19 protein-coding genes are annotated in these 23,234 nt (G+C 67.1%); 13 read left to right on the forward strand and 6 right to left on the reverse strand.

All coding sequences use genetic code 11. From position 1 onward, the window contains the following. Positions 1–34: 34 nt before the first annotated feature. Positions 35–694, reverse strand: a complete 660-nt coding sequence (locus BMX85_RS18680; RefSeq protein ID WP_090321556.1) for an HD domain-containing protein — start codon at positions 692–694, stop codon at positions 35–37. Between the two features lie 241 nt (positions 695–935). Between BMX85_RS18680 and BMX85_RS18685 the strand changes: the two genes are divergently transcribed. Then, complete coding sequence (locus tag BMX85_RS18685; protein WP_090321559.1) at positions 936–1,430, forward strand: chemotaxis protein CheW; 495 nt, start codon at positions 936–938, stop codon at positions 1,428–1,430. 73 nt (positions 1,431–1,503) lie between these two features. Continuing rightward, the gene (locus BMX85_RS18690) at positions 1,504–3,132 is read left to right on the forward strand and encodes a methyl-accepting chemotaxis protein (protein WP_090321564.1); all 1,629 of its coding nucleotides are present in this window, start codon (positions 1,504–1,506) and stop codon (positions 3,130–3,132) included. Between the two features lie 33 nt (positions 3,133–3,165). On the opposite strand, the gene BMX85_RS18695 is transcribed toward BMX85_RS18690, so the two are convergent. From BMX85_RS18695 to BMX85_RS18705, 3 genes are all read right to left on the reverse strand, one after another. Further along, on the reverse strand, positions 3,166–3,864 hold the full coding sequence (locus tag BMX85_RS18695) for a ribonuclease HI family protein (RefSeq protein ID WP_090321567.1): 699 nt from the start codon (positions 3,862–3,864) through the stop codon (positions 3,166–3,168). Positions 3,865–3,875: 11 nt separating this feature from the next. After that, entirely contained in the window at positions 3,876–4,676 is an 801-nt protein-coding gene (locus BMX85_RS31500) for a hypothetical protein (protein ID WP_307173784.1), read from the reverse strand. 235 nt (positions 4,677–4,911) lie between these two features. After that, positions 4,912–5,139 (reverse strand): hypothetical protein, encoded by a 228-nt coding sequence (locus BMX85_RS18705; protein ID WP_090321570.1) that lies wholly within the window; start codon positions 5,137–5,139, stop codon positions 4,912–4,914. A gap of 201 nt (positions 5,140–5,340) precedes the next feature. On the opposite strand from BMX85_RS18705, the gene BMX85_RS18710 reads away from it, so the two are divergent. The 10 genes from BMX85_RS18710 (at position 5,341) to BMX85_RS18755 (ending at position 19,438) form a co-directional block, all read left to right on the forward strand. Beyond that, the gene (locus tag BMX85_RS18710; protein WP_090321573.1) at positions 5,341–8,682 is read left to right on the forward strand and encodes a penicillin-binding transpeptidase domain-containing protein; all 3,342 of its coding nucleotides are present in this window, start codon (positions 5,341–5,343) and stop codon (positions 8,680–8,682) included. Between the two features lie 99 nt (positions 8,683–8,781). Continuing rightward, the gene (locus BMX85_RS18715) at positions 8,782–10,137 is read left to right on the forward strand and encodes a hypothetical protein (RefSeq protein WP_090321576.1); all 1,356 of its coding nucleotides are present in this window, start codon (positions 8,782–8,784) and stop codon (positions 10,135–10,137) included. An 11-nt stretch (positions 10,138–10,148) separates the two neighbouring features. Next, positions 10,149–10,736 carry a hypothetical protein gene (locus BMX85_RS18720; protein WP_307173789.1) on the forward strand — a complete coding sequence of 196 codons (588 nt, stop codon included), beginning with the start codon at positions 10,149–10,151 and terminating at the stop codon, positions 10,734–10,736. Between the two features lie 6 nt (positions 10,737–10,742). Next, the gene (locus BMX85_RS18725) at positions 10,743–11,876 is read left to right on the forward strand and encodes a hypothetical protein (protein WP_090321581.1); all 1,134 of its coding nucleotides are present in this window, start codon (positions 10,743–10,745) and stop codon (positions 11,874–11,876) included. After that, a complete protein-coding gene (locus tag BMX85_RS18730) occupies positions 11,873–12,931 on the forward strand; it encodes a hypothetical protein (protein ID WP_090321586.1) in 1,059 nt (352 codons plus the stop codon). The genes BMX85_RS18725 and BMX85_RS18730 overlap by 4 nt, the downstream gene beginning before the upstream one ends. Positions 12,932–13,030: 99 nt before the next feature. Continuing rightward, positions 13,031–15,301, forward strand: a complete 2,271-nt coding sequence (locus BMX85_RS18735; protein ID WP_090321589.1) for a hypothetical protein — start codon at positions 13,031–13,033, stop codon at positions 15,299–15,301. 35 nt (positions 15,302–15,336) lie between these two features. Continuing rightward, positions 15,337–17,658 (forward strand): SUMF1/EgtB/PvdO family nonheme iron enzyme, encoded by a 2,322-nt coding sequence (locus BMX85_RS18740; protein WP_090321594.1) that lies wholly within the window; start codon positions 15,337–15,339, stop codon positions 17,656–17,658. A 57-nt stretch (positions 17,659–17,715) separates the two neighbouring features. Continuing rightward, positions 17,716–18,060, forward strand: a complete 345-nt coding sequence (locus tag BMX85_RS18745) for a zinc ribbon domain-containing protein YjdM (RefSeq protein WP_090321598.1) — start codon at positions 17,716–17,718, stop codon at positions 18,058–18,060. Positions 18,061–18,141: 81 nt separating this feature from the next. Then, positions 18,142–18,540, forward strand: a complete 399-nt coding sequence (locus BMX85_RS18750) for an OsmC family protein (protein WP_090321602.1) — start codon at positions 18,142–18,144, stop codon at positions 18,538–18,540. Between the two features lie 4 nt (positions 18,541–18,544). Beyond that, a complete protein-coding gene (locus BMX85_RS18755) occupies positions 18,545–19,438 on the forward strand; it encodes a pirin family protein (protein WP_090321607.1) in 894 nt (297 codons plus the stop codon). Between the two features lie 49 nt (positions 19,439–19,487). On the opposite strand, the gene BMX85_RS18760 is transcribed toward BMX85_RS18755, so the two are convergent. Next, on the reverse strand, positions 19,488–20,561 hold the full coding sequence (locus BMX85_RS18760) for an SDR family oxidoreductase (protein ID WP_090321610.1): 1,074 nt from the start codon (positions 20,559–20,561) through the stop codon (positions 19,488–19,490). Positions 20,562–20,667: 106 nt separating this feature from the next. Between BMX85_RS18760 and BMX85_RS18765 the strand changes: the two genes are divergently transcribed. Continuing rightward, complete coding sequence (locus BMX85_RS18765) at positions 20,668–21,573, forward strand: LysR family transcriptional regulator (protein ID WP_090321613.1); 906 nt, start codon at positions 20,668–20,670, stop codon at positions 21,571–21,573. On the opposite strand, the gene BMX85_RS18770 is transcribed toward BMX85_RS18765, so the two are convergent. Continuing rightward, entirely contained in the window at positions 21,570–23,144 is a 1,575-nt protein-coding gene (locus BMX85_RS18770) for an FHA domain-containing protein (protein ID WP_090321616.1), read from the reverse strand. The genes BMX85_RS18765 and BMX85_RS18770 overlap by 4 nt on opposite strands. Positions 23,145–23,234: the final 90 nt, after the last annotated feature.

The raw sequence follows: 23,234 nt of genomic DNA on the forward strand, positions 1-23,234 counted from the left end.
CGGGTAAGGTGGTGGGACAGGATCATCGCGCCGGTCAGGGTGCCGCCGGGCTGGCGGCCCATTCGGCGATGAAGTTGTCGCGGAAGGCCGTCAGCTCGTTGAGGCGCGTCTGCGCCTGGCGGCGGCCGGCGGCGGTCTGCATCTTGCCGGGGAGGGTGGCCAGCTTGGTGTCGATGTGGTCCAGCGCATAGGCTTTTTCATCGAGCTCGCGGTGCAGCGCCATCGGATCGTCGGCGTGCGCCAGCGCGGTGCCCATGCGTCCGGCCGTGTAGAACAGGCGCGCCAGGCCGACGGCGCCAAGGGCGTCGAGGCGGTCGGCGTCCTGCACGATCTTCGCTTCGATGGTCTCGGGGCGGATGCCGGCCGAAAAACTGTGGCTTTCGATGGCGTGGGCGACGGCGGCCAGCTTATTGGGCGGGAAGTCGAGTTCGGCCAGTTGGCGGCTCGCCAGCAGCGCCGCCTTGCGCGAGGCCAGGTGGCGTTCCGGATCGTTCTTGGGCAGGTTGACCAGATCGTGCAGGTAGCAACCGGCCAGCACGATCAGCGGGTCGGCTTCGGGATGGTCGTCCAGCAGCAGCGTGGCGTTGCGCCAGACGCGGTGCAGGTGGTTGGTGTCGTGCGCGCCATCGGCCCCCTGGGCGGCGCTGGCCAGGGCGACCAGGCGGGGGTGCCAGCTGTTGAGCAAGCTATTCATCGTTCTCCCATCACGTATCAGACGCTTGATTTTTTAATCATACAGCGTGCCGCCGTGGTTGTGCAGCCGAACACGGATCGGGACAAAAATTGTTTGCTTGCCAAGTCGTCGCGATACTTATAAGAAACCTAATTTTGAAAAAGCAAGTGTCTTATTTGTTGCTGTGCCGCATTTTTTTGGTGCTATAAATCTTGACTTGAGGTAACATTGGTGCCATAACTTTAGCAATCAAGGAACTCAAATGTCCAGTAACGTCAGCGAATTGCGCGCCAACATTCCCGCCAGCGAGTACCTGGCTTTTACTCTTGGTCAAGAAGAGTACGGCATCGATATACAAAAAGTCAGCGAAATCCGCAGCTATGAAACCCCGACCCGCATCGCCAACGCGCCGGAATTCGTCAAGGGCGTGGTCAACCTGCGCGGCATCATCGTGCCGATCGTCGACATGCGTATCAAATTCAATCTCGGCACGCCGACCTACGACCAGTTCACCGTCGTCATCATCCTGAACATCGGCCACCGCGTGGTGGGCATGGTGGTGGACCGCGTCTCGGACGTGACCACGCTGCTGCCCGAGCAAATCAAGCCGGCGCCGGAAATCGGCTCGGCGCTCAACACCGACCATATCGTCGGCCTGGGCACGCTGGACGAACGCATGCTGATCCTGGTCGACATCGACAAGCTGATGTCCAGCGCGGACATGGGCCTGATCGAAAACACCGCGCTGGCGGCCTAAGACAGCCCTTCACGCCGGCATGCGACGATGCTGACCTAATTTGCACTATTGTTTTTGATTAAGAGGTACAAGAATGAATATGTTGGAAAATATCAGCATCGGCAAACGCCTGGCGTTCGGCTTCACCGTCATCCTGGCGTTCGCGATGCTGATCACCGGCATCAGCGTCTGGCGCCTGCAGGGCGTGGCCTCGGCCACGGCCGACATGATGCAGGTGCCGCTGGCCAAGGAACGGCTGATCGGCGATTGGTCGAGCAATATTGATAGCGCTATCCGGCGCACCACCGCGATCGCGCGCAGCACCGACACCACGCTCGGGCCGTATTTTGCCGACGAAGCGAAGGCCTCGTCGGCCAAGTCGAGCGACTACCAGAAGAAGATCGAGGCGTTGATCACCGACGCCGACGAGAAGGATCTGTTCGCGCGCATCGGCGAGCAACGCAAGATCTATTTGTCCTCGCGCGAGAAGCTGACCAAGTTGAAGGCGGCCGGCGAGCTTGAGGAATCCAACAAGGTGTTCGAATCCGTGTTCCGTCCCTGCACGGCCGCCTATCAGGCGCTGGTCGGCGACCTGCTGAAAATGCAGCGCGCGAAGATCGACGCCACCGCCGCCAACATCGACGCCGTCGCCGCCAGCAGCCGCAATTTGCTGTACGTGCTGGCCGCGCTGGTGCTGACCTTCGGCGTGGTGTGCGCCTGGCTGCTGACCACCGGTATCGTCCGTCCGCTGCGCGAAGCGGTGGTGGTCGCGCGGCGTGTCGCCAGCGGCGACCTGACCGGGCATATCGACGCCAGCGCCAGGGACGAAACCGGCCAGTTGCTGGCCGCGCTCAAGGAGATGAACGCCAGCCTGCTGGGCATCGTCACCGAGGTGCGCAGCGGCACCGACCATATCACCACCTCGTCGAGCGAGATCGCCGCCGGCAACCAGGACCTGTCGCGCCGCACCGAGCAGCAGGCCGGCGCGCTGGAGGAAACCGCGTCGTCGATGGAGGAATTGACGTCGACCGTCAAGCACAACGCCGACAACGCCCGCCAGGCCAACCAGCTGGCCGCATCGGCCGCGCAGGTGGCCGTCAAGGGCGGCGCCGTGGTGGCCGAGGTGGTCGGCACCATGGACTCGATCAACGAATCGTCCAAGCGCATCGTCGACATCATCTCCGTCATCGACGGCATCGCCTTCCAGACCAATATCCTGGCGCTGAACGCTGCTGTGGAAGCGGCGCGCGCCGGCGAGCAGGGTCGCGGCTTCGCCGTGGTGGCGTCGGAAGTGCGCAACCTGGCGCAGCGTTCGGCGTCGGCCGCCAAAGAGATCAAGGCGCTGATCGGCGACTCGGTCGACAAGGTCAACCAGGGCAGCCGCCTGGTCGCCAACGCCGGCGTGACGATGGAGGAAATCGTCAGCAGCGTGCACCGCGTCAGCGACATCATCTCGGAAATCACCGCCGCCAGCTCCGAGCAAAGCGCCGGCATCAACGAGGTCAACCAGGCCATCGGCTCGATGGACGCGGTCACGCAGCAGAATGCCGCGCTGGTCGAGCAGGCCGCCGCCGCCGCCGAATCGATGCAGCAGCAAGCGGCGGCGCTGGCGCAGGTGGTCAGCGTCTTCAAGGTGAACGACTCGGGACGTCCATACCTGAAGAGCAAGGCCACTGCCCCCGCGCGTCGGCTGGCTCAGGTCGGGCGCATTAGCGCAGCCTGATCGGCCACGCATGCGCCGTCGCCGGCGCATGCGTCATTCGATCGGGGAAGCGGGCGACGGCCCGCCGACCGCCAACTGCGACAACCGGTCCGCGTCCCCGTTGCGGTGGCGCGGCACCCACCGCAGGCTCACGGTGCCCAGCCGCGCCAATAATTCGGTCACGCGCGCCCGATGCGCCTCCAGGCCCTTCGCGGCGCGTCCCGCCGCAACCGCCTGGGCGCTGAGGTTGACGTCATCGACCACCACCCGGCTGTCGCCGCACACCACCAGATCGTGCGCGCCCGATCGCACCGCCGCCTCCAGCAGCGCGGTCAGCGCCAGATACTCGGCCTCACCGCTATTGCCATGCCCCGCGCGGCGGCTGATCTCCAGCCGTTCGCCCGCGGGACCGCAAAGCAGCGCGCCGATACCGATCTGTCCCGGATTGGGATGCGCCGAACCGTCGAACCACCCGCGCCAGGCGTCGCCCGGGGGCTGCGTGCGCGCCAGGCGTAGCGCCTCGCGCCGCGCCTTCTCCTGCGTCTTCGCGGCGCGCAGCGACTCATCGCGCGAACGCGCCCGCGCCCGCTCGTCGAGCAAGCGATCCAGGCCGGCCAGGCCCGCGACCCCGGTCAGCACCTGCCGCAGCGCGTCGTCCTCCGTCAAGCGCATCCGCGCCGCCAAACGGCGCGCGGCCGCGCGCTCGCCCTTGTAGGCGGCCGTGGCGAGCGCTTCGAACCCTGTTTCACGCATCGGCACGTCGATCAGTCGCGGCGCGGATTGTCGGGACGGCGATCGTAGCGGTTCGGGACCCCGTCGCCATCGCGGTCGCGGTCATGCCGGTTCGGCACGCCGTCATGATCGCGGTCGCCATGGCCGCCGTGGCGATAGTCGTTACGGTAATCGTTGCGGTGGTCGCCCCGATGGTCGCCGCGGTAGTCACGGTTGTCGTGACGGTCGTAGCGGTTGGGGATGCCGTCATGATCGCGATCGCCGTTCGGACCGCGCTCCCAGCGGCCGTCCTGTCGTTCCCATCGGCCGCCATGGTCGATCCAGCGCGGCTGGGTGTAGACGTAGCCGGGGCGGGCGCCGACCCAGTTACCGCCGACCCAGATATGACGGTTGCCGCGCCAGTCCCAGTAGCCGGGCGCCCAGATATAGCCGGCGCGCGGCGGCGGCACGACCTCGTAACGTGGCGGCGGCGGGGCGACGGTCACATAGTCCACTTGCACCGGGCGCTGGTCCACGGTGATCCAGCCGCCCCGGTCGAGGCGCCAGCCGCCGTTGTCGCGTATCCATTCGGCGCGGCGGTACTGGGCGCCACGGCGCTCGGCTTCCCAGCGGCCGGCGGCCCACACGTGGCGGGAGCCGTCCCAATTCCAGTAACCGGGCGCCCACACATAGCCACGCCGTGCGACCGGCACGCTTTCGAAGCGCGGTGGTGGCGGGGCGTCCCCGATGACGATGCTCAGGCCGACCTGCGCGGACGCGGTGGCGGGAGCGAAAGCGGCGGCGCTCAGCGCAAGCATGGCGGCGGCGAAGATGGTGTGCGAGCGTTTGATCATGATGTTCTCCTTGACTGCGTCGACTGCGGCGCATGGACGAACTATATCAAGCGCCCAGGGCGGTCGCGCCGAATGATGCAACTTTTTACATATGACACAAACATGCGGAGGCGATTTGTACGCTGGCGTACGGATAGGGACGTGCGTGGGGGTGTGGCGGAGGAAGGGGAGGCGGGCGGCTTCGCCTGTTACGCGCCGGAGGAGACGGGCGTACAGGCGAAGGGGCGGCGCGGGTTCAAATCTTGGTCGACGTGGTGACGTCGGTGGCCAGCGTGGTGCGGTTTTCATCGATGAGCATTTGCTTCTTTTGATCAGCCGTCAAGCGTTTGGCGCTGACGACGACCACTTGCATTTCCTGTGCCGCGACCTGGTCTTGTACGGGCGCTTGCAGCGCGAAGTCGGCGGCGAAGACCAGGCCCAGGGTGATGATGAATGCGGCTTCGAAGTTTTTCAGGACGTTCATTTTGCTTCCTTTCGGTGGTTAAAAGTGTGTTTCGATGTGCTCACTTTAGGCAAAGCCCCGTCAAGGCGCCATGGGATTGCGACGAGCCGCGTTTTTCGCGGGGCGAACTGCGAATAGGCGCGATAAACCCGCTGAGCCCGCTAGTTTTCGCCGGCCCCCCGCTAAGGCCGGGGAGACACCGACCACCAGCGCGAGGGGCATATGCCGCCATTCATCAGCACTTTTCTGCAAGCTTGGGCCGAGCGCCGCCGCGCGCGCCGCCGGCGGGCCAACCTGCGCGCCGGTGCGCGCGACGGTGCGCTCACGCCCGGCCGCCCGGCGCTGACGCTGATACGCTCCGGCGCCGACACCGCTCCCGTTCCTCCCAAGGGCGGGTCGCGCCGCGCCGTCTGGATCGTGGCCGCCGCCGTCTGCGTCGCCGCCGGCGGCGGCGCGGTGATCGCCGGCCACGCGCGCCATCTGGCCGCCACCACGGCCAGCACGCCGGAAGCGGCCAACAACGTGCGCGCCGCCAATGCCTATCAATCCGTCCTGCCCGGAATCGCCTTCACCGTGCCGTCGCGGCCGGGCATCGCCACCAGCCTTCATCCGGGCGGCGCTTTGCTGGTGGCCGCTGGCATGCAAGCCTCGCCGGCGGTGCGGGTGGACCTGTGCAGCCAGCTGCGCAGCCCCACCGGGAACGACGCGCGCCTGCTGCCGCTGCGGATCGGATACCGTTTCGACGACGTCAAGCGCTGGGTCGCGCGCAATCAGGAGGCCAACGTGCAAATCGCGCTGCGCAATGTGCTGCTGGTGTCCGACAGCGGCGCGGGAGCGAATGCGATGCCCGAGGTGCAAATCGAGGGCACGGCGCGCGCCGACTTCAGCGATCCCCTCGGCGAACCGCTGCGCTTGAAGTGGAGCAGCCGTCGCGCCGACGTGCGCTGGTTGAGCGACGCCAGCTTGGGCCAGGTCGAGCAGGGCGCCAGCGGCCAGGTCGCGCTGCGCCAGCAGGGATGGCTGCTGTGGGGCGCGGCGTCGGCGTTGCGCATCGAGCGGCGGGCGAACGTCCTGTGCCCGCAGGCCGGCGAACTGCTGGTGCAGATGTACCGGCCGGCGGCGGATGCCGCCGCCACTGCGGATACCGCGCTGGTTACCGCGTTTCCGGCGCGCGGCAAGGCGGTCGGCGCGTACCTGGCCGCTGGCCGCTATCAGGTTCCCGCAGCGGCCCCCGGCGCGCTGGAGGACCAGGCGCTGTTCCTGGCGCTGCAAGAGCACGGGTTGGTGCGGTTGAGCGCCGCCGGCACCATCGAGCTGGCGCCGCGCGATCTGCCGCAATGGCTGGCCGCCGACGCGCCCGCGCGCGCCGCGGAGCTGGCGGACTGGAAGCAGGTCAAGGCCGATGCCACCACGACGAAATTATTCAAACGCCTGTACCACCAGGCCGACGGCGCTTACGTCCGCCAGCAAATCGACATTTACAATAGCGAGCGCCGGCTGCTGGCATGGCGTGTCAAGGCGCCGGCCGGCATGGTGCTGGACTGGAACGCCAGCGTGGCCGGGCCTTCGAGCGCCGGCGGCGCCCCCGTGATGGTGTCCACCACCAGCCAGATGCCGGTAGCCGCGTCGCGCCTGTTCGCGTCGTTGCCGCAGGGCTGGCAGCCGTGGACGCGTGTCGCCCGTTGGCCGCAAGCCGGCGAGACGCCCGGCGGCCGGCCGGTGCTGCGTCTGACGCTGGCGCTGCCGCGCCCCGCAGCCGGCGGCGAGGTATTGCGGATGATGGTGGCGGGCCGGGTCGACGGCGGCGTCTCCGGCGCCAGCGTGCAAACGACGGCCGCCTGCACCGGCCGCGCGTGCGCCACCAAGGGTGACGTGCAGGAGCTGACGCTGGCGCTGCAGGCCGGCGTCCGCAGCGTGTCGCTCGATCTCCGGCCGCTCGACTTCAAGGCGCCGGAAGACCAGAAATATCGTCATTTGCGGCTCGCTGGCGGCCGTGTGGCTTGGCAGGCGCTCGCGGCGACCGACGGCGTGGCCAATCCTTCCCGCGTCGCCGCGCCCGCGCCGGTGCGGCTGGAGGACCGCAACGGCACGCCGCTGTGGAACGATGGCGCCCCCACGCAGCCGGCCATCGACGCCGGCCTGGCGCCGCTGCTGGGCATAGGCCCGGAGCACGCCAACAGCGTCGCCGGCATGCTGGCGCGGCTGCCGTCGGCCGGCGCGCAGATCGACGCCAGGCTCACGCTCGATCTGCCGCTGCAGGCGCTCGGCCAGCGCATCCTCGATTGCGTCGGCATGCGCCAGGGGCGCTGGGATGGCAAGGCTTGCGTCGGCGGCCAGGCGGCTCCCGAAGGCCGTCATGCGGGACTTGTGATCCTCGATACCGAAACCGGCGACGTGCTGGCGGCGGCCGGCGCCGGCGCGGGGGAGCTTAACAGCGGCAACTGGGCCGAGGTGCGCGATTTCGACCGCACCAGCCCCGCGCGCAGCCCCCTGCGGCTGCCGGCGTTGCAGCACGACGGCGGCGCCCATCAAAGCCCGGGGTCCACCTTCAAGGTGGTCAGCGCGCTGGGGCTGGAAATGGCCGCCAAAACCGATCCGCAGATCGATGCGCTGTTGGGCGGCATGCCGCTGCCCGCCATCAATCGCCTTGCGATGCAGCGCGGTTTCGGCTTCCAGACCGATGCCGCGACCTATCCGCTCAATCCCAAGCTGGCGCACATCACCAACTATCGCGAGCAAAGCCTGGACCGGCGCGCGCAGGAGGGGCGCCTGGGACTGGCGCAGGCGCTTACCTACAGCCTCAATACCTGGTTCGCCTGGTCCAGCGAATTGAGCGACCATAGCCTGTTCGGCCGCGCCGACGGCGGCGCCCCCGATCTGCAGGCGCTGGACGCGGACGCCCTCGATGGCGTCAGGCCGATCGTGGCGGCCGCACACCGCCTCGGTTTCGAGCAGGCCATGCGCCTCGACGGCGGCTTGCTGCCGGCGGACTTCAACTGGCGCAGCTGGGATGCGCTGCAAGCGACGCCGGCCCACATCGACACCATACACACCCGCCACGAGCTGCGGCAGATGGCGATCGGCCTGCGCATGCAGGTGACGCCGCTGCAAATGGCGCTGGCGTCGGCGGCGGTCGGGCAGGGCAATGTGGTGGCGCCGCGCATGTTGCTGTCGCTCGACGGCGCGGACAGCGCGGTGCCGGCCATGAAACCGGTCGGCGTCCGCCTGGACCGCATCAGGGCCGGCATGAAGGGAGTGGTCGATGTCGGCACCGGCGCCGGGGCTTTCGGCGGCGCGGCGCTGGCCTCGGTGCGCCCCGGCTTGTATGGTAAAACCGGTACCGCGCCCACCGGCGACGACACCGCCACCGTGTGGTTCACCGGCTGGCTGGAACCGGGCAGCCTGCCCGGCCAGACCCACCGGCTGGCGATGGCGGCTTTCGTCAGCCATTCCGACGTCACCGGCGGCGCCCATGCGGCGCCCGTGGTCGCGGCGGTGCTGGCCACGCTGGCGCAGCAGGGGGATCAGAAGCGCGAGCAGAAGCGGGAACAGAAGGGGAAATAGGCTTGTAAACGGGATAATGAAACCGGTCGGTCTGTGGCATCATTTACAAGCGTGAGCCATAGCGCCCATTTTTGTTTTTCCATCAATTTACAGGACCTTATGCGGTTGCCAGGAACCCGGTATCAGGAGCACGGCTGGGAACAAGTGCGCAAGCTGTTGGGACACTGCTCGTTGCAGGCGTTCCGGCGGATTGAGATGCACCGGATGCTCGAACCAAGCGCGCACGCGGAGCTGCTCGACAGCTATACCGACGCCGCGGCGGCGGCCCTGCACGCGGGCGCGCGCTCGGCCCGTGGCGAGGCGGAAGGCAACAGCTACGGCGAAACCGTCTACGAGCTGTCGCTCGGTTTGTTGTGCGAATTGCAGGCGCATCCCGGCTTCTGGCAAGCGTTCGTGGCCACCGTGGCCGTCGAACACGCGCGCGGCGGCGCCTTCTGGCTCGACCCGGCCGCCGATGGGGTGATGCGCAAAAAGGTCAACGACATGTACGCCGGCTTGCGCGACAAGGTCGATGCCGACAATTACATCGTCACCACGGGGCGCGACTGCTCGCCCAACAAAATCTACACGTACCGGATGCTGGACACGGCCTATCGCGAGATCGCCACCTTGTTCGCCGCCTGGAAGGAACACGGCGCCCAGGTGGGGGCGATACTGGGCCGCCCGCTGGAAGGCAGCCCGATCGAAGTGCGGCAGATGAAGTCCATCGGCGCTTGCAAGGCGGAGTGGATCATCCGCTGGAGCGAATCGCTGGAGCGCTTCGGCGGCTCCCCCGGTCCGCTGCATACCCGCTCCAAGCGCTTCGCCAGTCTGAAAAACAGTCCCGAGAAAATTGCGGCGATGTTGGCCGAGATCGGCGACTATGAAGAACTGTCGTCGAATATGGACCGCGTGGACGACTGGCGAAGCGAGGCCGGGGAGGCGGCGCTGTGGCTGGAAGACTACTGGCGCGTGACCGGCGAATCCGAGCGACTGGAGGCGCAAGGCGGTGTATTCGACGACGATCGCATATTGGCCGCCGCCGCGCCGGAAGGATTGGAGGCGGAGGAAGAGGTCGGGGGCGGGGGCGGGGACGCCGGTCCGGTGGGCGGCGGGGAAGACCCGCCGATCCCGGAGCCGGCCGTTGCGGCGGCGGAGCGGGAGGCCGAGCAAAAGGCGGCCGGCGCGCTTTCCCTGCCCCCCCGCTACATGGAGTTGGCGCGGGCCGCGCAGCAAACCGGCAGCTGGATGCTGCGCGTTCTGCGCGACGAGTCGCTGCCGATACGCCTGGCGGTGTATCACAAGCTGCTGGGCGCCGCCGACGATACCTATCCGGATGCCTGGCTGGACCCGGCCACCGGCGAACTGCCGACATTGCAGCAGTTGGCGGCGCTGGACCGGATTTCGATGCCGACGCTGCGCAAGCGCCGCAACGAAGCGATCGACAAGCTGCATGCCGCCAGTGCGGCGGAATGAAGGAGAACGAATTGAATTCAGCAAAAGATGAGCAGGACGCCAAGGCGCTGGACGCGCGGCTGCGCGAGCGCGCGCTGCTGGCCCGCGGCGTGCCTGACGACCGGCTGATGCTGGCCGATACGACGCTGCTGGCGGCCCTTGACGGCAGCCGGGCGCTGACGCCGAACGAGCGCCAGGCGCTGGCCGCCTCGCCGCTGACGCTGCGCCGCTTCCGTCACTTGTCGCTGGAACGCCGCGCGCTGCTCGCCCCGGCGGCGAACGACGCGCAGTGGTTCGGTAGCACCGGCATGCTGCGCGCCGCTTCCAGCACGGCGGCGCTCGAGGCGCTGGTCACCGACGACAATTACTGGACACTGCAGTTCCTGCCGCACGATGGCGGTTGGCAGGTGATTCTGTCGCTGTCGGCGCAGGCGCCTTTCGCCGCCAGGCTGTTGAGCGAACAGCCGCAGTTGCGGGTGATCGACGGCGGCGGCGCCATCGTGCTGCAAGGCCGGCTCGACGCCGACGGCGAGTGCGAACGCGCCTGGCCGTTCGAGACCGCGCCGGCGCCGCATTTTCACATGTACGGCGCCGGTTTCTCCGTCGAGCCGGTCGCTTAGCCGCTTATGGGTTTCTTCACGCGCCGTCGCAAACAGCCCGCCGATACCGATGCACTGGGCGTGGCCCTGATCGCGCTGCGGCTCGATCAGGGCGATGTCGCGCCGGCCGGCAGCACGGTCGTCGTCTTCGATGCCGCCGGACAGGCGCGGCGCGCGGCGTCGGGCAAGGTGGCGTGCGGGCAGGGCGAATCGGTGTTCTGTTTTCATCCCGGACCTTACACGGTGGATTTGATACCGTTCGCCGCCGCGCCCGAGTGGGGCCTGCGCTTGCGCTTTGTCGTCGACGCGGCCAATCCACGCGTGTCTCAGCAGCGCTTCGACCTGTATTTGTACAGCGAGACGTCGGGGCGCTTGCAATTGGCGGGCTTCGGCGCGTCGGTGGAGGCGGCGTTGCAGGCGGAGCTGGCGCAAGGCGCGCTGGATCTGCCGCCTTGCACGTCGCTGGATGAATGGCATGCTTTCCGCGCCGGCCTGAATCAACTGATGTACACGCGCTACGGCGTGACGGTCGACGACTGCGTGCCGGTCGATCTGGGCGAACAAGTCGATTTCGCCGACATGCTCAAAGTCCGCGCCATGCGCGCGGCCGAAGTTGAGCGTCTCGCCGCAGACCCGCCGGCGCCGGCCATCGATGCACCGGCGCCGGTCGAATCACATGTGCTGGGGGAGGTGGCATCCGGCCCGCGTCCCACGCCGGCCGCCGCCCCCTCGCCGCGATCGCCGCCCGTCGCGCAGGCCGATGCGCAAGCTTTACGACGCCTGTTCCTGGAGCTGCCCGCCGTCAGCCGCGAACTGCGATTGCTGCGACTGCCCGAAGGCCTGCCGGTATTCGAGCGGCACCAGGCGTTGCTGCTGCGCCTGGGCATGGCGAGCCTGAACGTCACCACCATGCCGGCGCTGGCCTGGGCCGCGCCGGACCGGCCGCTGGCCGAAGAAGACCAGCATCGCCGCAGCCGCCATACGCTCATCGCGCGCGACGCCCTGGACGAAGCCTGGTCGCTGCTGGCGCGCCTGCAACTGGCCGGTCGCGAGGAATGGCCGCAACTACTGGACGAGACGGACCGCATCTGCGCCAACCTGGAAACCGGCCTGTCGCTGCGCCGCGCGCCGCACGCGGATCGGGTGGAGCCATCGCTATGACCGTCCTGTCCATCACCACCACGCCGGCGATCGCCGAATGCCGCAGCATCCTGGCCGACGGCCGCGTGCTCACCATCACCGCCAGCCGCCGTCCGCGCGCCAACCGCGCCGAGGTCAAATGCAGCGTCCCGGGGGCGCCGGCGGTCGCCGAGCGTATGCGGGAAGTGGTCCGCCTGGCGCGCCACACCGAGGCGCGTTTCGACAGCCGCGACCAGGTGGTCCTGAGCATGGATATCGCGCCGGGCGACACGGAGCGCGACTGGGAACTGGCTGCGGTGCTGGCTGACCGCTCGGTGCGCGGCCTGTTCCATCCTGCGGCGGGCGCGCGAACCGTCGCCCATGGCTGGTCCGACAACTGGCATCTCGGGCGGCTGTGCGGCCGCGCCGATGGCGGCGCCGCCACCGTCGGCACGATGCAAGTTACCCATTTGGGTGCGCTGACCGGACACGCCGACCCGTCGGCCGCCGTGTCGACGGTGCGCGCCTGGTTCCCGCTGCACAGCGGGGGCGTCAACGATGAACTGGCGTGGGTCGAGGTCAGCGTGTTCCCGATCGACGCCGACCCGGCGACCGCCGATGTATCGGCCAACGCCACGCACACCGCCGCCGTCGACAGCGAGGAGGACAGCATCGCCGCACCGGGGCTGGACCTGGGCGCGCAGCAGGATATCCGCCAGACGCTGGCCGGCGCGCGTCATTTCGACGGCAAGGGGCTGGGCCGCTGGCGCAGCGTGGTGCGCTTCGGCCAGCCGCGCTTCCAGGGCGGATCGTACCAACTGGCGCTGGTGATGGCGGACCGCCTCGCGCGCGGCCGCGAATTCGTGCCGCGCGGGCGCATCATCGCCACCGGCTGCTCGAGCGCCTGGCACGCCGGGCGGGTAGACACCGTCGAGGGACGCGAACCGAAGCTGGAGTTAATATTAAGGCAAGTCGGCGCGGGTGACCGGGTGCTGCTGCCCAAAGCCTGGGAAGAGGGGCTGCCACCCGGATTCCAGGCCGATTTGCGCCAAAAAGGCGCGACATTGGCCTGTATAGACCGTATTGGCATGATTTAAGCTAGCGCTGAATCGTGCGCAGGAATGAAACCGGCTCGCCCTGCTAAAATCGGCGCATGACAGGGCGGCCCGGAAGATGAATCGAAGAAGGAGTCTGACATGTTCCAAATGTTTGGTTTTGGCGGCGTTAAATGCCCGCGTTGCGAGCACAAAAACGATGACCAGTCGGGCTACTGCAAGCATTGCGGTTTGACCCTGGGCGCGCCGCGCAACGAGCCGGTCCTGCGCGACAACCGCTGGATTCCCGGCGACGACGAACTGGCGGTGTATTTCGGCGTCAGCGCCTTGTCCGGGATCTTTACCAAAACGCTGCGCGTGCCGGCCACCTCGCGCGCCTACATCCTGCAGGCCGACAAGGCGACCGAAGTGCCGCAGGGCGAATACGAGATCGAAGGCTTCTTCACCCGGCTCAATCACCTGCTGCGCAACCAGAACGCCGAAATCCTGATCACCCGCAGCGCGCCGTTGCCGGTCGAGTTTTCGTTCAGCGACCTGCAAACGGCCGAACACCTGAAAGTCTCGGCGCGCTTCACCGTCGCCATCCGGATCGAAAACGTACCGGCCTTCGCCCAGCACTTCATGACCGTGCCCGGCGTCGTGAGCACGCTGCACCTGCACGAATTGCTGTCGCCATCGGTGCGGCAACTGGCGGCCGAATTTGTCGGCGGCCGGTCGATGCGCGACATGGCGCAAAACGCCGATTTGCGCTTGCAACTGGACGAACGCCTGCAGGCTGCGCTCAAACTGCGGCTGGCCGCCTACGGCCTGGCGGTCGAGCGGGTCGAGACGGCGGCGCTGCGCCACGATAAGTTCGACCATAACCGCGAGCGCATCGGCACCCTGTGGCTGGTGGCCGACGAGCGCCACGTGCAGCTCGAGCATGTCAAGCAGCTCGACCAGATCTACGATGAGGAGGAATGGCAGGCCATCTGGCGCGAGGAGCAGAAGATGCGCTCCGATTTCCGCCGCGCGGAGCTGCGCCAGGACGCCAGCGTTGACAAGGCCGAACTGACGTTGAAGGAAAGCGAGCGGCTACAGTCGCTGCGCGCGCGCGAAGTGGAGCTTTACAGCCGCGTCATGGAATCGAAAACCCGCAAGGTGGCGCTGGACAAGGGGGCCGGCACCATCCTGGCCGACCTGGAACACGAACTGGCCAAAAGCAAGTCGCACCGCGCCGGCGAGCAGGCCGACTGGGAGCACGTGCGGCAGCTGGCGCAGATCAAAATGCGCACCGAGCTCGAAGTGCTGCAGCAAACCGCCGCCGAGCAGCGCCAGTTGGCGCAGCAGCGCTTGTCGCACCAGCTGCGCCAGCAGGCGATTGAAAACCAGATCGCCCAGGCGCTGCTGATCGAGGACGAATCGCACCGGCGCAACGAGCTGGCGGCGTTGCGCCAGCGCGAAAAGGACGAGAAGGCGCGCGAGCTGCAAGTGGAGTCGGAGGCGCACGAGGCGCGCATCCAGGGCATGACCCTGGCCGGCGCCGCCCGCCGCCGCGAGGCCGAGCGGGTGCAGGAATGGGAAGACCAACTGGCGTTGGCGCGCCAGCGCGAACTGCTGCGCGGCGACGCCGTCAAGGACGCCGCCAACGCCGCGCAGGTGGCCGAGATCAACCAGAAGATCGAGGAGTTGAAGCGCGCCGGCGCGCAGGCCGATTCCATCGCGCAGTACGAAAAGCTGCTGCGCACGATCGAGGCGGACGGCATCCACGCGCGCCAGAACCAGGCCAACAGCAAACAGGCGTTGCTGGACCAATTGGCGGTCGACGAGCAGCGCCAGATCCTCAAGCAAAAGGAGCAGGAGGCCGAATGGCAGCGCGAGCTGAAAAAGCTGGAGCACGAGCGCGAAGAGAAATTCGCGCGCTGGAAGGGCGAATACGACGTGCTGCTGGCGCAGCAATCGCATGAGATCAAGCGCATCGAAACCATCGGTGGCTTGAGCGACACCGGCAAAGTGGCCACCGCCGCCGAGCCGAACGCGCAGGCGCTGTCGCAGATCATGAAGATGCAGATCCAGGGCGGCATGTCGGCCGAGCAGATACAGGCGTTGGCGCAGGTGGTGGCGGCCGAACATGGCATGACGCCGGCCGAAGCGTCGCAGCAGGCATACCAGCGGGTGCTGGAGGAACGCGCGCACCGCGACGCGGAACTGGACAAGGATCGCCGCCACCAGCTTGACCTGCTCAATGTGCAGAACGCCGCCAGTGCCAGCGCGCTGACGACCCAGAGCCAGTTGGGCATCGGTGTCGCGCGCGCGGGCGTGCCGCTGCCGGCGACGCCGAAGGGCGTGGGTTACTGCGTCAACGGCCACCCGACGCGGATCAACCACCCCGATGACAAGTTCTGCGCCCAATGCGGCGTACCACTGACCTAAAACGCCAAACAGCAGGAACGGTTACACTTCAGTCAATGATGCAAACGGCAAGAGACAAGATCCGCGAACTGCGGGCCTTACATGATGACGGTCTGTTGAGCCTTCAAGAGTTCGACCGTCGAAAGAACGCCATCCTGGATGCGGAGTACGCGCCGCCGGGAGGCAGCGTCACGGCCGCCCCGATGCCGGTGCGCCAGGGTACGGAACTGGGGTTGATGTCGGGTCAGGAGATCGGCCCGCAAAACCGCCGCTACCGGCTGGAGCGCCTGATCGGCATGGGCGGCATGGGACAGGTTTGGCAGGCCACCGACCTGGCCACGCACGCGGAGCTGGGCCACAGCGAGATGGTGGCGCTGAAAATCCTGCCGCCGCAGCTCACCCAGAGCGCCACCCACGCCAAGCTGTTGATCGAGGAAGCGACCCAGGCGCGCAAGCTGGCGCACGAGAACATCGTCCGCGTCTACGAATGGGCGCAGGACCCGGCCACCTCCAGCTACTTCATCATCATGGAATACCTGGAAGGCCAGGACCTGGACGCCTATCTGGCCGCGCAAGGTCCGCTGCCGCTGGAGGCGGTCTTCCGGCTGCTGTCGCCGGTCGGCGACGCGCTGCAATACGCGTGGGAGAAGCACAAGCTGGTCCACCGCGACATCAAACCCGGCAACGTCTTCCTGACCCAGCGCAGCGAGATCAAGCTGCTCGATTTCGGCATCGCCTCGCGCGCGCGCAGCGCCGGCAGCAGCCTTGGTCTGCAAACGCCCAATGCCGGCACCGCGGGGTATCGCGCGCCGGAAGCGGGCACGCATCAACGCCAACCGGCGCCCAAGCTCGATGTGTACGCGGTGGCCGTGATGATCTACCAGCTGCTGGAAGGGCGCATGCCGTTCGACGACATGCGGCCCGCCGATTTTCATCCGTCGCCGCCGCACGGCTTGAACGAGCGCCAGTGGCAGGTGCTGCAAACCGGCTTCGCCTACCAGCAGGAACGGCGCCCGGCGTCCGTCAACGAGCTGCTGGCGCAGCTGCGCCGTGCCACCGGCCCGACCGACGAGGAGCTCGCCGCGCAGGCCGCGCAGAAGGCCGCGCAACAGGAGAAGGAGCAGCAGGAGCAGTTGGAGCGCGAGCGCCAGCGCAAGAAGGAACTGGCTGCGCAGGCCGAGCAAGCCCGCCTGACGGAACAGAAACGGCAGGCGCAGGCGGTGGAAATGGCCGCGCGGCGCGAGGCCGAGGCCAAGGCGGCCGCGCTGGAAAAGGTGCGGCTCGATCAGCAGCGCCGCGCGCTCGAGGCCAAGCAGCGCGCGGAAGCGGAAGCCGCCGCGCTGGCGCGCAAGCAAACCTTGCGTGAGCAACTGCAGGCGCGCCGCGACGCCGACGCCAAGAAAGCCCGCGACGAGCGCGAGGAACTGCAGCGCAAGGCCGCGCAGCTGAAAGCGGAAGCGGCGTACCGCTCGGAACAGGAACGCCACCGCAAACAGCAGGCCGAACGCAACGCCGCGGAACTGGCCGCGCTGATGCCGACGGCGGCCAGCCCCGTGGCCGATCCAAGTGGCGTGCTGCGCGACCGCTTCATCGACGGCACCGGTGTCGGTCCCGATCTGGTGCTGATCCCCACCGGTCGCTTCCAGATGGGGTCCCACGAACACGAACACGCGGTGGCGATCAAGGCCGGCGCGCAGAAAAACTGGCTCGACCGCGAGACGCCCCAGCACTGGGTCGGCATCGAGCAGCCGATCGCGATGGGCCGCTTTCCGGTCACGGTGGGGCAGTGGCGCCAGTTCGTCCGCGCCACCGGCTGGGAATCGCAATCCGACACCGACTGGCGCGCGCCCGGTTTCGCGCAGGACGACGATCACCCGGTGATCGGCGTCAGCTGGATGGACGTGCAGCTGTATCTGCGCTGGCTGTCCGGGAAGACCGGCCAGACCTACCGTTTGCCGAGCGAATCGGAATGGGAATACGCGTGCCGCGCCGGTACCAAGACGGCCTTCAGCTTCGGCGACAGCATCACCACCGAGCAGGCCAACTACGACGGCAACTACACCTACAACGGCAGCGCGCGCGGCGCCTTCCGCCAGGGGACCAGCAAGGCCGGCACCTTCCCGCCCAATCCCTGGGGCTTGTTCGACATGCACGGCAACGTGTGGGAGTGGACCCAGGACGTGGTCCACGACAGCTACCTCGGCGCGCCGGTCGACGGCAGCGCGTGGGAAGAGGGCGGCGATAACGTACGGCGGATACTGCGCGGCGGCTCATGGCTGTACAACCCGCGCTACCTGCGGTCCTCGGTGCGCAACGGCTTCTCGGCGGTGCTGGCCAACGATATCGTCGGCTTCCGCGTGGCCCGCAAGCTGGTCTAGCAACGGATCGGGGTGTATACTGCCGCCTTCTTTGCAGCACAACCACCAGGACCCCCGATGAGCGCCTTGCCCCCATGCCCGAAATGTAATTCCGAATTCACCTACGAAGATGGCGCCCAGCTGGTGTGCCCGGAATGCGCGCACGAGTGGAGCGCCACCGCCGGCGAGGCCGCCGACGAAGGCGCGCGCGTCTACCGCGACTCGGTCGGGAACATTCTGCAGGATGGCGACACCGTCACCGTCATCAAGGATCTGAAACTCAAGGGCGGCGGCGGCACCGTCAAAGTCGGCACCAAGGTCAAGAACATCCGCCTGGTCGACAGCGACCACGATATCGACTGCAAGATCGAAGGCTTCGGCGCCATGAGCCTGAAGACCGAATTCGTCAAGAAAGTGGTGTGACGCTTCCCCGTTTAGGGGAGGCGAAACTCTGCTAAACGGTGTAAATTGGGGGTTCTGATTACCGCCCACGAGGAACACGGAATGACTATCAAAGTATTGCGCGATCAATCGCTGCCGATGCGCCACATCGTCCATGTGCGCAACCACATCGTATCGACCGACGGTTCGGTGGAGGAGGGCGGCAACGACGCCGGCCCGTCGCCGCACGACCTGTACGACGCGGCGCTGAGCGCCTGCAAGGCGCTCACGGTGGTCTGGTTCGCCAAGCGCAAGAACATCCCGCTCGAACATGTGGAGGTGAGCATGGAGCGCGACGCCAGCGAGGAGCGCCAGGGCGTCTACCGCCTGGCCGCCACCTTGCACCTGACGGGTAATCTGAGCGAGACCCAACGCGCCGAGCTGCTGGCCGCCGCGCAGAAATGTCCGATCCACAAACTGATGACGTCCGTGACCACGGAAGTCACCACCGTTCTGGGGTAAACCGATGACGATTTCGAATCTGTTGAAGGGCCATGAAAAGGATCTGGGCGGCGGCTTCGTCGTGCGCCGTTATCTGCCGTCCGCCATCAAGCAGGCCGTGGGCCCGTTTATTTTCTTCGACCATTTCGGCCCGGTCGATGTGCCCGTCGATGCCAATCATGACGTGCGTCCGCATCCGCATATCGGCCTGGCGACGGTGACCTATTTGTTCGAGGGCGCGATGGACCACCGCGACAGCATCGGCACCTTCCAGCGCATCGAACCCGGTGCGATCAACTGGATGACGGCGGGGCGCGGCATCGTCCACTCCGAGCGCACGCCGAAGGATTTGGTCGGCAAGCCGCACCGCACGCACGGGCTGCAGCTGTGGACCGCGCTGCCGGTGGCGCACGAGGAGGACGAGCCGGGTTTTTGCCACACGCCTTCGGCCGACATCCCTGAGCTGATGGTCGATGGCGCCCGGGTGCGGGTGCTGATCGGCACCGCGTTCGGCAAGACCTCGCCGGTCCAGACCTTCAGCCGCACCTTGTATCTGGATGTGATGTTGAAGGCCGGGCAGGAGTTGGCCCTGAGCGGCTTGCCGGAGGAAGCGGCGATCTATCCGGTGGGCGGCGATCTGGAGATCGACGGCACGCCGCTGGAGAGCAACAACATGGCGCTGCTGAGCACAGACAGTACGCAGCTGGTGAAGGCGACATCGGATGCGCACTTCGTGGTGATCGGCGGCGAGCCGCTCGATGGGCGTCGCTTCATGTCGTGGAATTTCGTCTCGTCGAGCAAAGAGCGCATTGTCAAAGCCGGCGAGGACTGGGAGGCGCAGCGCTTCGACAAGGTGCCCGGCGAGACCGAGTGGATACCGCTGCCGGTCAAGAAGCCGGCGGGCGGGCAATACCTGTAGCGAACACGCGCGGCCGGCACACCCCTGTCCTTGGGGTGTGCCGGCATTGTTACGCGCGGTCTGGAATGATGCGCTCCGCCTTCAACCGCTCGAACAAATCAAAGAACGCATCCGGCGTGCTTTGATACGCCAGGAACCCCGCCTTGCGGCTCTTGGTCATGTCCGCGAGGACTTCCATCGGCCGGCCCAGATCCGCGTCGGTATGCCACCACGACGCCAGCTTGCCGATATCCGCCTCCGCCAGCCCGTGCATGGCCGCGATGGCGGTCCACGCGCCCGGCGCGTCGTCCATCCTGTCCTCCAACGGCTGGACCACGCCGTCGAACGGCGCCGCCTCGATACCGAAATACTCCGCCAGCTTGGGCCACAGCCACTTCCACCTGAACACGTCGCCATTGACGACGTTGAAGTCCTCGTTGGCGCCGGCCGCGCTGGTCGCCGCCCATTCCAGATGCGCCGCCAGCAGGCGCGCGTCGGTCATATCCGTCAATCCGTTCCACTGCGCCGCCGATCCCGGGAACACGAACGGCGCCCCGGACTCCTTGCACAGCGCCGCGTACACGGCCAGCGTCAACCCCATATTCATCGCGTTGCCCACCGCGTAGCCGATCACCGTATGCGGCCGGTGCACGCTCCAGCTGTAGCCGCCGCGCTCCGCCGCCGCGAACAGGCGGTCTTCCTGCTCATAGTAGAAATTGTCCACCTGTTTGCGTCCTTGCTCCTCGCGGAACGGCGTCTCCGGAACCGCGCCGGTCGCATACGCTTCGAAGGGCCCCAGGTAATGCTTCAATCCCGTCACCAGCGCCGCGTGCTTCAAGGTCGCCGCGCCGTGCAGGGCATCGAGTACATTGCTCACCATCGCGCCGTTGACGCGGATGTTTTCCTTTTCGTTCGCCTGGCGCGCCCACGCGGTGAAGAACACGTGGGTGACGGCGCGTCCGGCCAGCGCCTGGGCTACCTCGTCGCGCGAGGTCAGGTCGGCGCGTATCGGTTCGACGCCAGCCAGCAGCGGCGTGCGGCCGCGTGACAAACCAAGAACGGACCAGCCGTTGCGCAGCAGCCGCTCGGCCAACGCGCTCCCCGTGACGCCACTGGCGCCGACGATCAATGCGGTATTTTTCATGCGAACTCTCCTTAAATCAAACGATAAGGAATGATAATCGCGAAAGGAATTCGTATTTGCGATAAGATTTCAATCAATTCATGAAATTTTTTCCGCCCACCGACCCATGCACGCTTCCGACCACCTCAAGGACATCGCTTACTTCGTGCAGGCCGCCGATGCCGGCAGCTTCACCCTCGCCGCCGCCCGGCTGCAACTGAGCAGTTCCGCCGTCAGTAAAAGTCTCGCGCGGCTGGAGGCGCGCCTGGGCGTCAAGCTGTTCGAGCGCAGCACCCGCAGCCTGACCTTGACCGACGCCGGCCGCAAATACCACGAGACCTGCCGGCGCGTGCTTCTGGAACTCGGCGAGACCGAAGCGGCGCTGGCGCAGGATGCCGAACCTGCCGGCCGCCTCCTGCTCGGCTTGCCGGCGACCTTCGGCCGCATGCGCGTGATGCCGGAGCTGCTGCGTTTCTGCGGGCAGTACCCCAATCTGCGTCCGCAGGTCGCGTTCACCGACCGCTTTGTCGACGTCCAGGAAGAGGGGCTGGATCTGGCGGTGCGCATCGGCGGTCCGGCGCATTGGCCGGCGTCGCTGGGGCACGTTCATCTGGGTGACGAACGCCTGATCTTCTGCGCCACGCCGGCCTATCTGGCCGGACGCGGAACGCCGCGCTCCATCGCTGACCTGGCGAGTCACGATTGCGTCGTCTACGGACGCGCCGACGGCACCGCCAGTCCATGGCTGTTCGCGTCCGCCGGCGGGCAGACCGAGCGCCGCACCATGGAGCACCGGATCATGGCCGGCGACGGCGAGGCGCAGATGACGGCGGTGCTGGCGGATATGGGCGTGGCGCAGCTGGCGACGTGGCTGGTGCGGGAGCATCTGGCGTCCGGCGCGGTGGTGGAGGTGATGGCGGGACGCGCGATCGACGGGCTGCCGCTGCACATTGTCTGGCCGCTGGCGCGCCCGATGTCGCCCAAGGTCGCGGCGCTGCTCGACCAGTTGAAGGCGACGCTGAAAATACGTTAGGCGGTGTGCATGTCGCGCGCTGCGACGGTGTTGTACATGTCGGCGGCGCCGGTGCGGATGATCCAGTGCTCCGGATACGGATCGCTGGCGAAGCGGCTATGGCGAGGGACGCGGCTCAGTTTATCCAGCGACACGCCCGGCGCCAGCGCGGTCTCCTTGCCGGTCAATTGGTCCAGGTGCCAGAAGCCGCCGTCGCGATGCAGCAGTAGCGGCAGCGCGGCCGCGTGCGGCGCGGCGGCGAACGATTTGACCGGATAACCGGGATGCGTTTCCGGCATCAGCACATAGAAGCATTCCGCGTTAGCGCCCTGGTCGACGCGGTGCAGGATCACGCCATGCGGCATGATGGCCGACACCGACAGCACGACGATGCCTTTGATGCTGGCGCTCAGCTCAATGCGCATGCCGAGGCGCAGCGTGGTCGGTTTGTGCTTGCCCGGCCAGACGCCGTCGAGCAGGATGCCGTAGCGGGACACGTCTTCGATCTCGAAGCCCTGGCCGCAGCGGCGGATCACCGCATGGCGGCCGGACAGGCGCCGCGTCAGGCCGTTGGTGTCCTGGCCATCGGCGCTGTAATGGGTCAGCATCACGTCGGATTCCGGATCGACCAGTTCAAAGCGTCCCAGCACGCATTCTTCCATGGCGAACAGGCGGATCTGGCGTTGCGCGCCGCTTTCCGGCGCCGCGTTGACAAAGCTGGCCGCGCGGCTGGCGTGCGGATGGACGGCGTTGGTGACGGGGATGTCGATCTCGATCAGGTCCTCGTCCCAGGCGATCGTCGTGAAGCCCAGGTCCACTTTGCCGGCCGGCGCGTTCAGGTCCAGATGGGCGATGCCGGCGTTGCGGGCGGTGACGTCGATATCGAGGCTGTCACCGCCCTGGGCGCTGACGCGGGCGATGGACGCGTCGTCCGCCATCACGCGCACGTTCTTGTGGGTGCTCAGGAAGATGCGGTGGATCTCGGTCAAGGTCGCGTCCAGGCGCGGCACCAGGATGACGAAGGTGCATACCCATTTGCGGGCCGCCATGCCGGTGTGCTGGCTAAGCAGCTCGATGCTGATCTGGTATTGGCCGTGCTCTTTGCCGCGCGACGAGAATTCGGCAAACACCGGGCGCCATTCGCCATTGGTGGCGCGGACAAACTGCTGGCGCGCGGCGCCGTTGGGGATCAGGTCCGACTGCAATTGCAGCGTCAGTTGCGGCGCGCAGGCGTCGGGCATGCCGCGCAGTTCCATCTTCAGCGTTTGACGGCCGCCGGCGGCGCGCGGGTCGAAGCCGCTGATGTGCAGCTGCGGGCGTTCCGATTGGGCGCGCTGCAGCGGACGGGCGTAGCCCGTGGGCGCGGTAGCGATCGGGGAAGATGCGGCGAACAGCGGGGCCGCGATGCTGGTGTCGGATGGCTGCGCGACAGCCAGCGTCGCCGCCGGACCACCGGCGCGGGCGCTGCGCGCGGCACTCAGCAGGTCATAGCTGGAAGGCTCGGCTTGGGCGTGACCGCCTTCGCAAGCTTGTTCTCCAGACATGACCCAGTAGGTGCAATGCGGATGCTGGGCATTACTGCATTTTTTCATGGCGTACCGACCGATGGAATACCTGTCAGTTTATGCGGTTTACGCCGTCCTTGGCAATCAAACGCGCATCTGATCGGCATATTTTTGCCC

Source organism: Duganella sp. CF517 (genome assembly GCF_900110275.1).
In the GTDB taxonomy this organism is placed as follows: Bacteria; Pseudomonadota; Gammaproteobacteria; order Burkholderiales; family Burkholderiaceae_D; genus Rugamonas.

Excerpts from the sequence above, each read along its gene's own strand:
- BMX85_RS18680 (WP_090321556.1), bottom strand. The coding sequence starts at position 694 with ATGAATAGCTTGCTCAACAGCTGGCACCCCCGCCTGGTCGCCCTGGCC.
- BMX85_RS18685 (WP_090321559.1), top strand. The coding sequence starts at position 936 with ATGTCCAGTAACGTCAGCGAATTGCGCGCCAACATTCCCGCCAGCGAG.
- BMX85_RS18690 (WP_090321564.1), top strand. The coding sequence starts at position 1,504 with ATGAATATGTTGGAAAATATCAGCATCGGCAAACGCCTGGCGTTCGGC.
- BMX85_RS18695 (WP_090321567.1), bottom strand. The coding sequence starts at position 3,864 with ATGCGTGAAACAGGGTTCGAAGCGCTCGCCACGGCCGCCTACAAGGGC.
- BMX85_RS31500 (WP_307173784.1), bottom strand. The coding sequence starts at position 4,676 with ATGATCAAACGCTCGCACACCATCTTCGCCGCCGCCATGCTTGCGCTG.
- BMX85_RS18705 (WP_090321570.1), bottom strand. The coding sequence starts at position 5,139 with ATGAACGTCCTGAAAAACTTCGAAGCCGCATTCATCATCACCCTGGGC.
- BMX85_RS18710 (WP_090321573.1), top strand. The coding sequence starts at position 5,341 with ATGCCGCCATTCATCAGCACTTTTCTGCAAGCTTGGGCCGAGCGCCGC.
- BMX85_RS18715 (WP_090321576.1), top strand. The coding sequence starts at position 8,782 with ATGCGGTTGCCAGGAACCCGGTATCAGGAGCACGGCTGGGAACAAGTG.
- BMX85_RS18725 (WP_090321581.1), top strand. The coding sequence starts at position 10,743 with ATGGGTTTCTTCACGCGCCGTCGCAAACAGCCCGCCGATACCGATGCA.
- BMX85_RS18730 (WP_090321586.1), top strand. The coding sequence starts at position 11,873 with ATGACCGTCCTGTCCATCACCACCACGCCGGCGATCGCCGAATGCCGC.
- BMX85_RS18735 (WP_090321589.1), top strand. The coding sequence starts at position 13,031 with ATGTTCCAAATGTTTGGTTTTGGCGGCGTTAAATGCCCGCGTTGCGAG.
- BMX85_RS18740 (WP_090321594.1), top strand. The coding sequence starts at position 15,337 with ATGATGCAAACGGCAAGAGACAAGATCCGCGAACTGCGGGCCTTACAT.
- BMX85_RS18745 (WP_090321598.1), top strand. The coding sequence starts at position 17,716 with ATGAGCGCCTTGCCCCCATGCCCGAAATGTAATTCCGAATTCACCTAC.
- BMX85_RS18750 (WP_090321602.1), top strand. The coding sequence starts at position 18,142 with ATGACTATCAAAGTATTGCGCGATCAATCGCTGCCGATGCGCCACATC.
- BMX85_RS18755 (WP_090321607.1), top strand. The coding sequence starts at position 18,545 with ATGACGATTTCGAATCTGTTGAAGGGCCATGAAAAGGATCTGGGCGGC.
- BMX85_RS18760 (WP_090321610.1), bottom strand. The coding sequence starts at position 20,561 with ATGAAAAATACCGCATTGATCGTCGGCGCCAGTGGCGTCACGGGGAGC.
- BMX85_RS18765 (WP_090321613.1), top strand. The coding sequence starts at position 20,668 with ATGCACGCTTCCGACCACCTCAAGGACATCGCTTACTTCGTGCAGGCC.
- BMX85_RS18770 (WP_090321616.1), bottom strand. The coding sequence starts at position 23,144 with ATGAAAAAATGCAGTAATGCCCAGCATCCGCATTGCACCTACTGGGTC.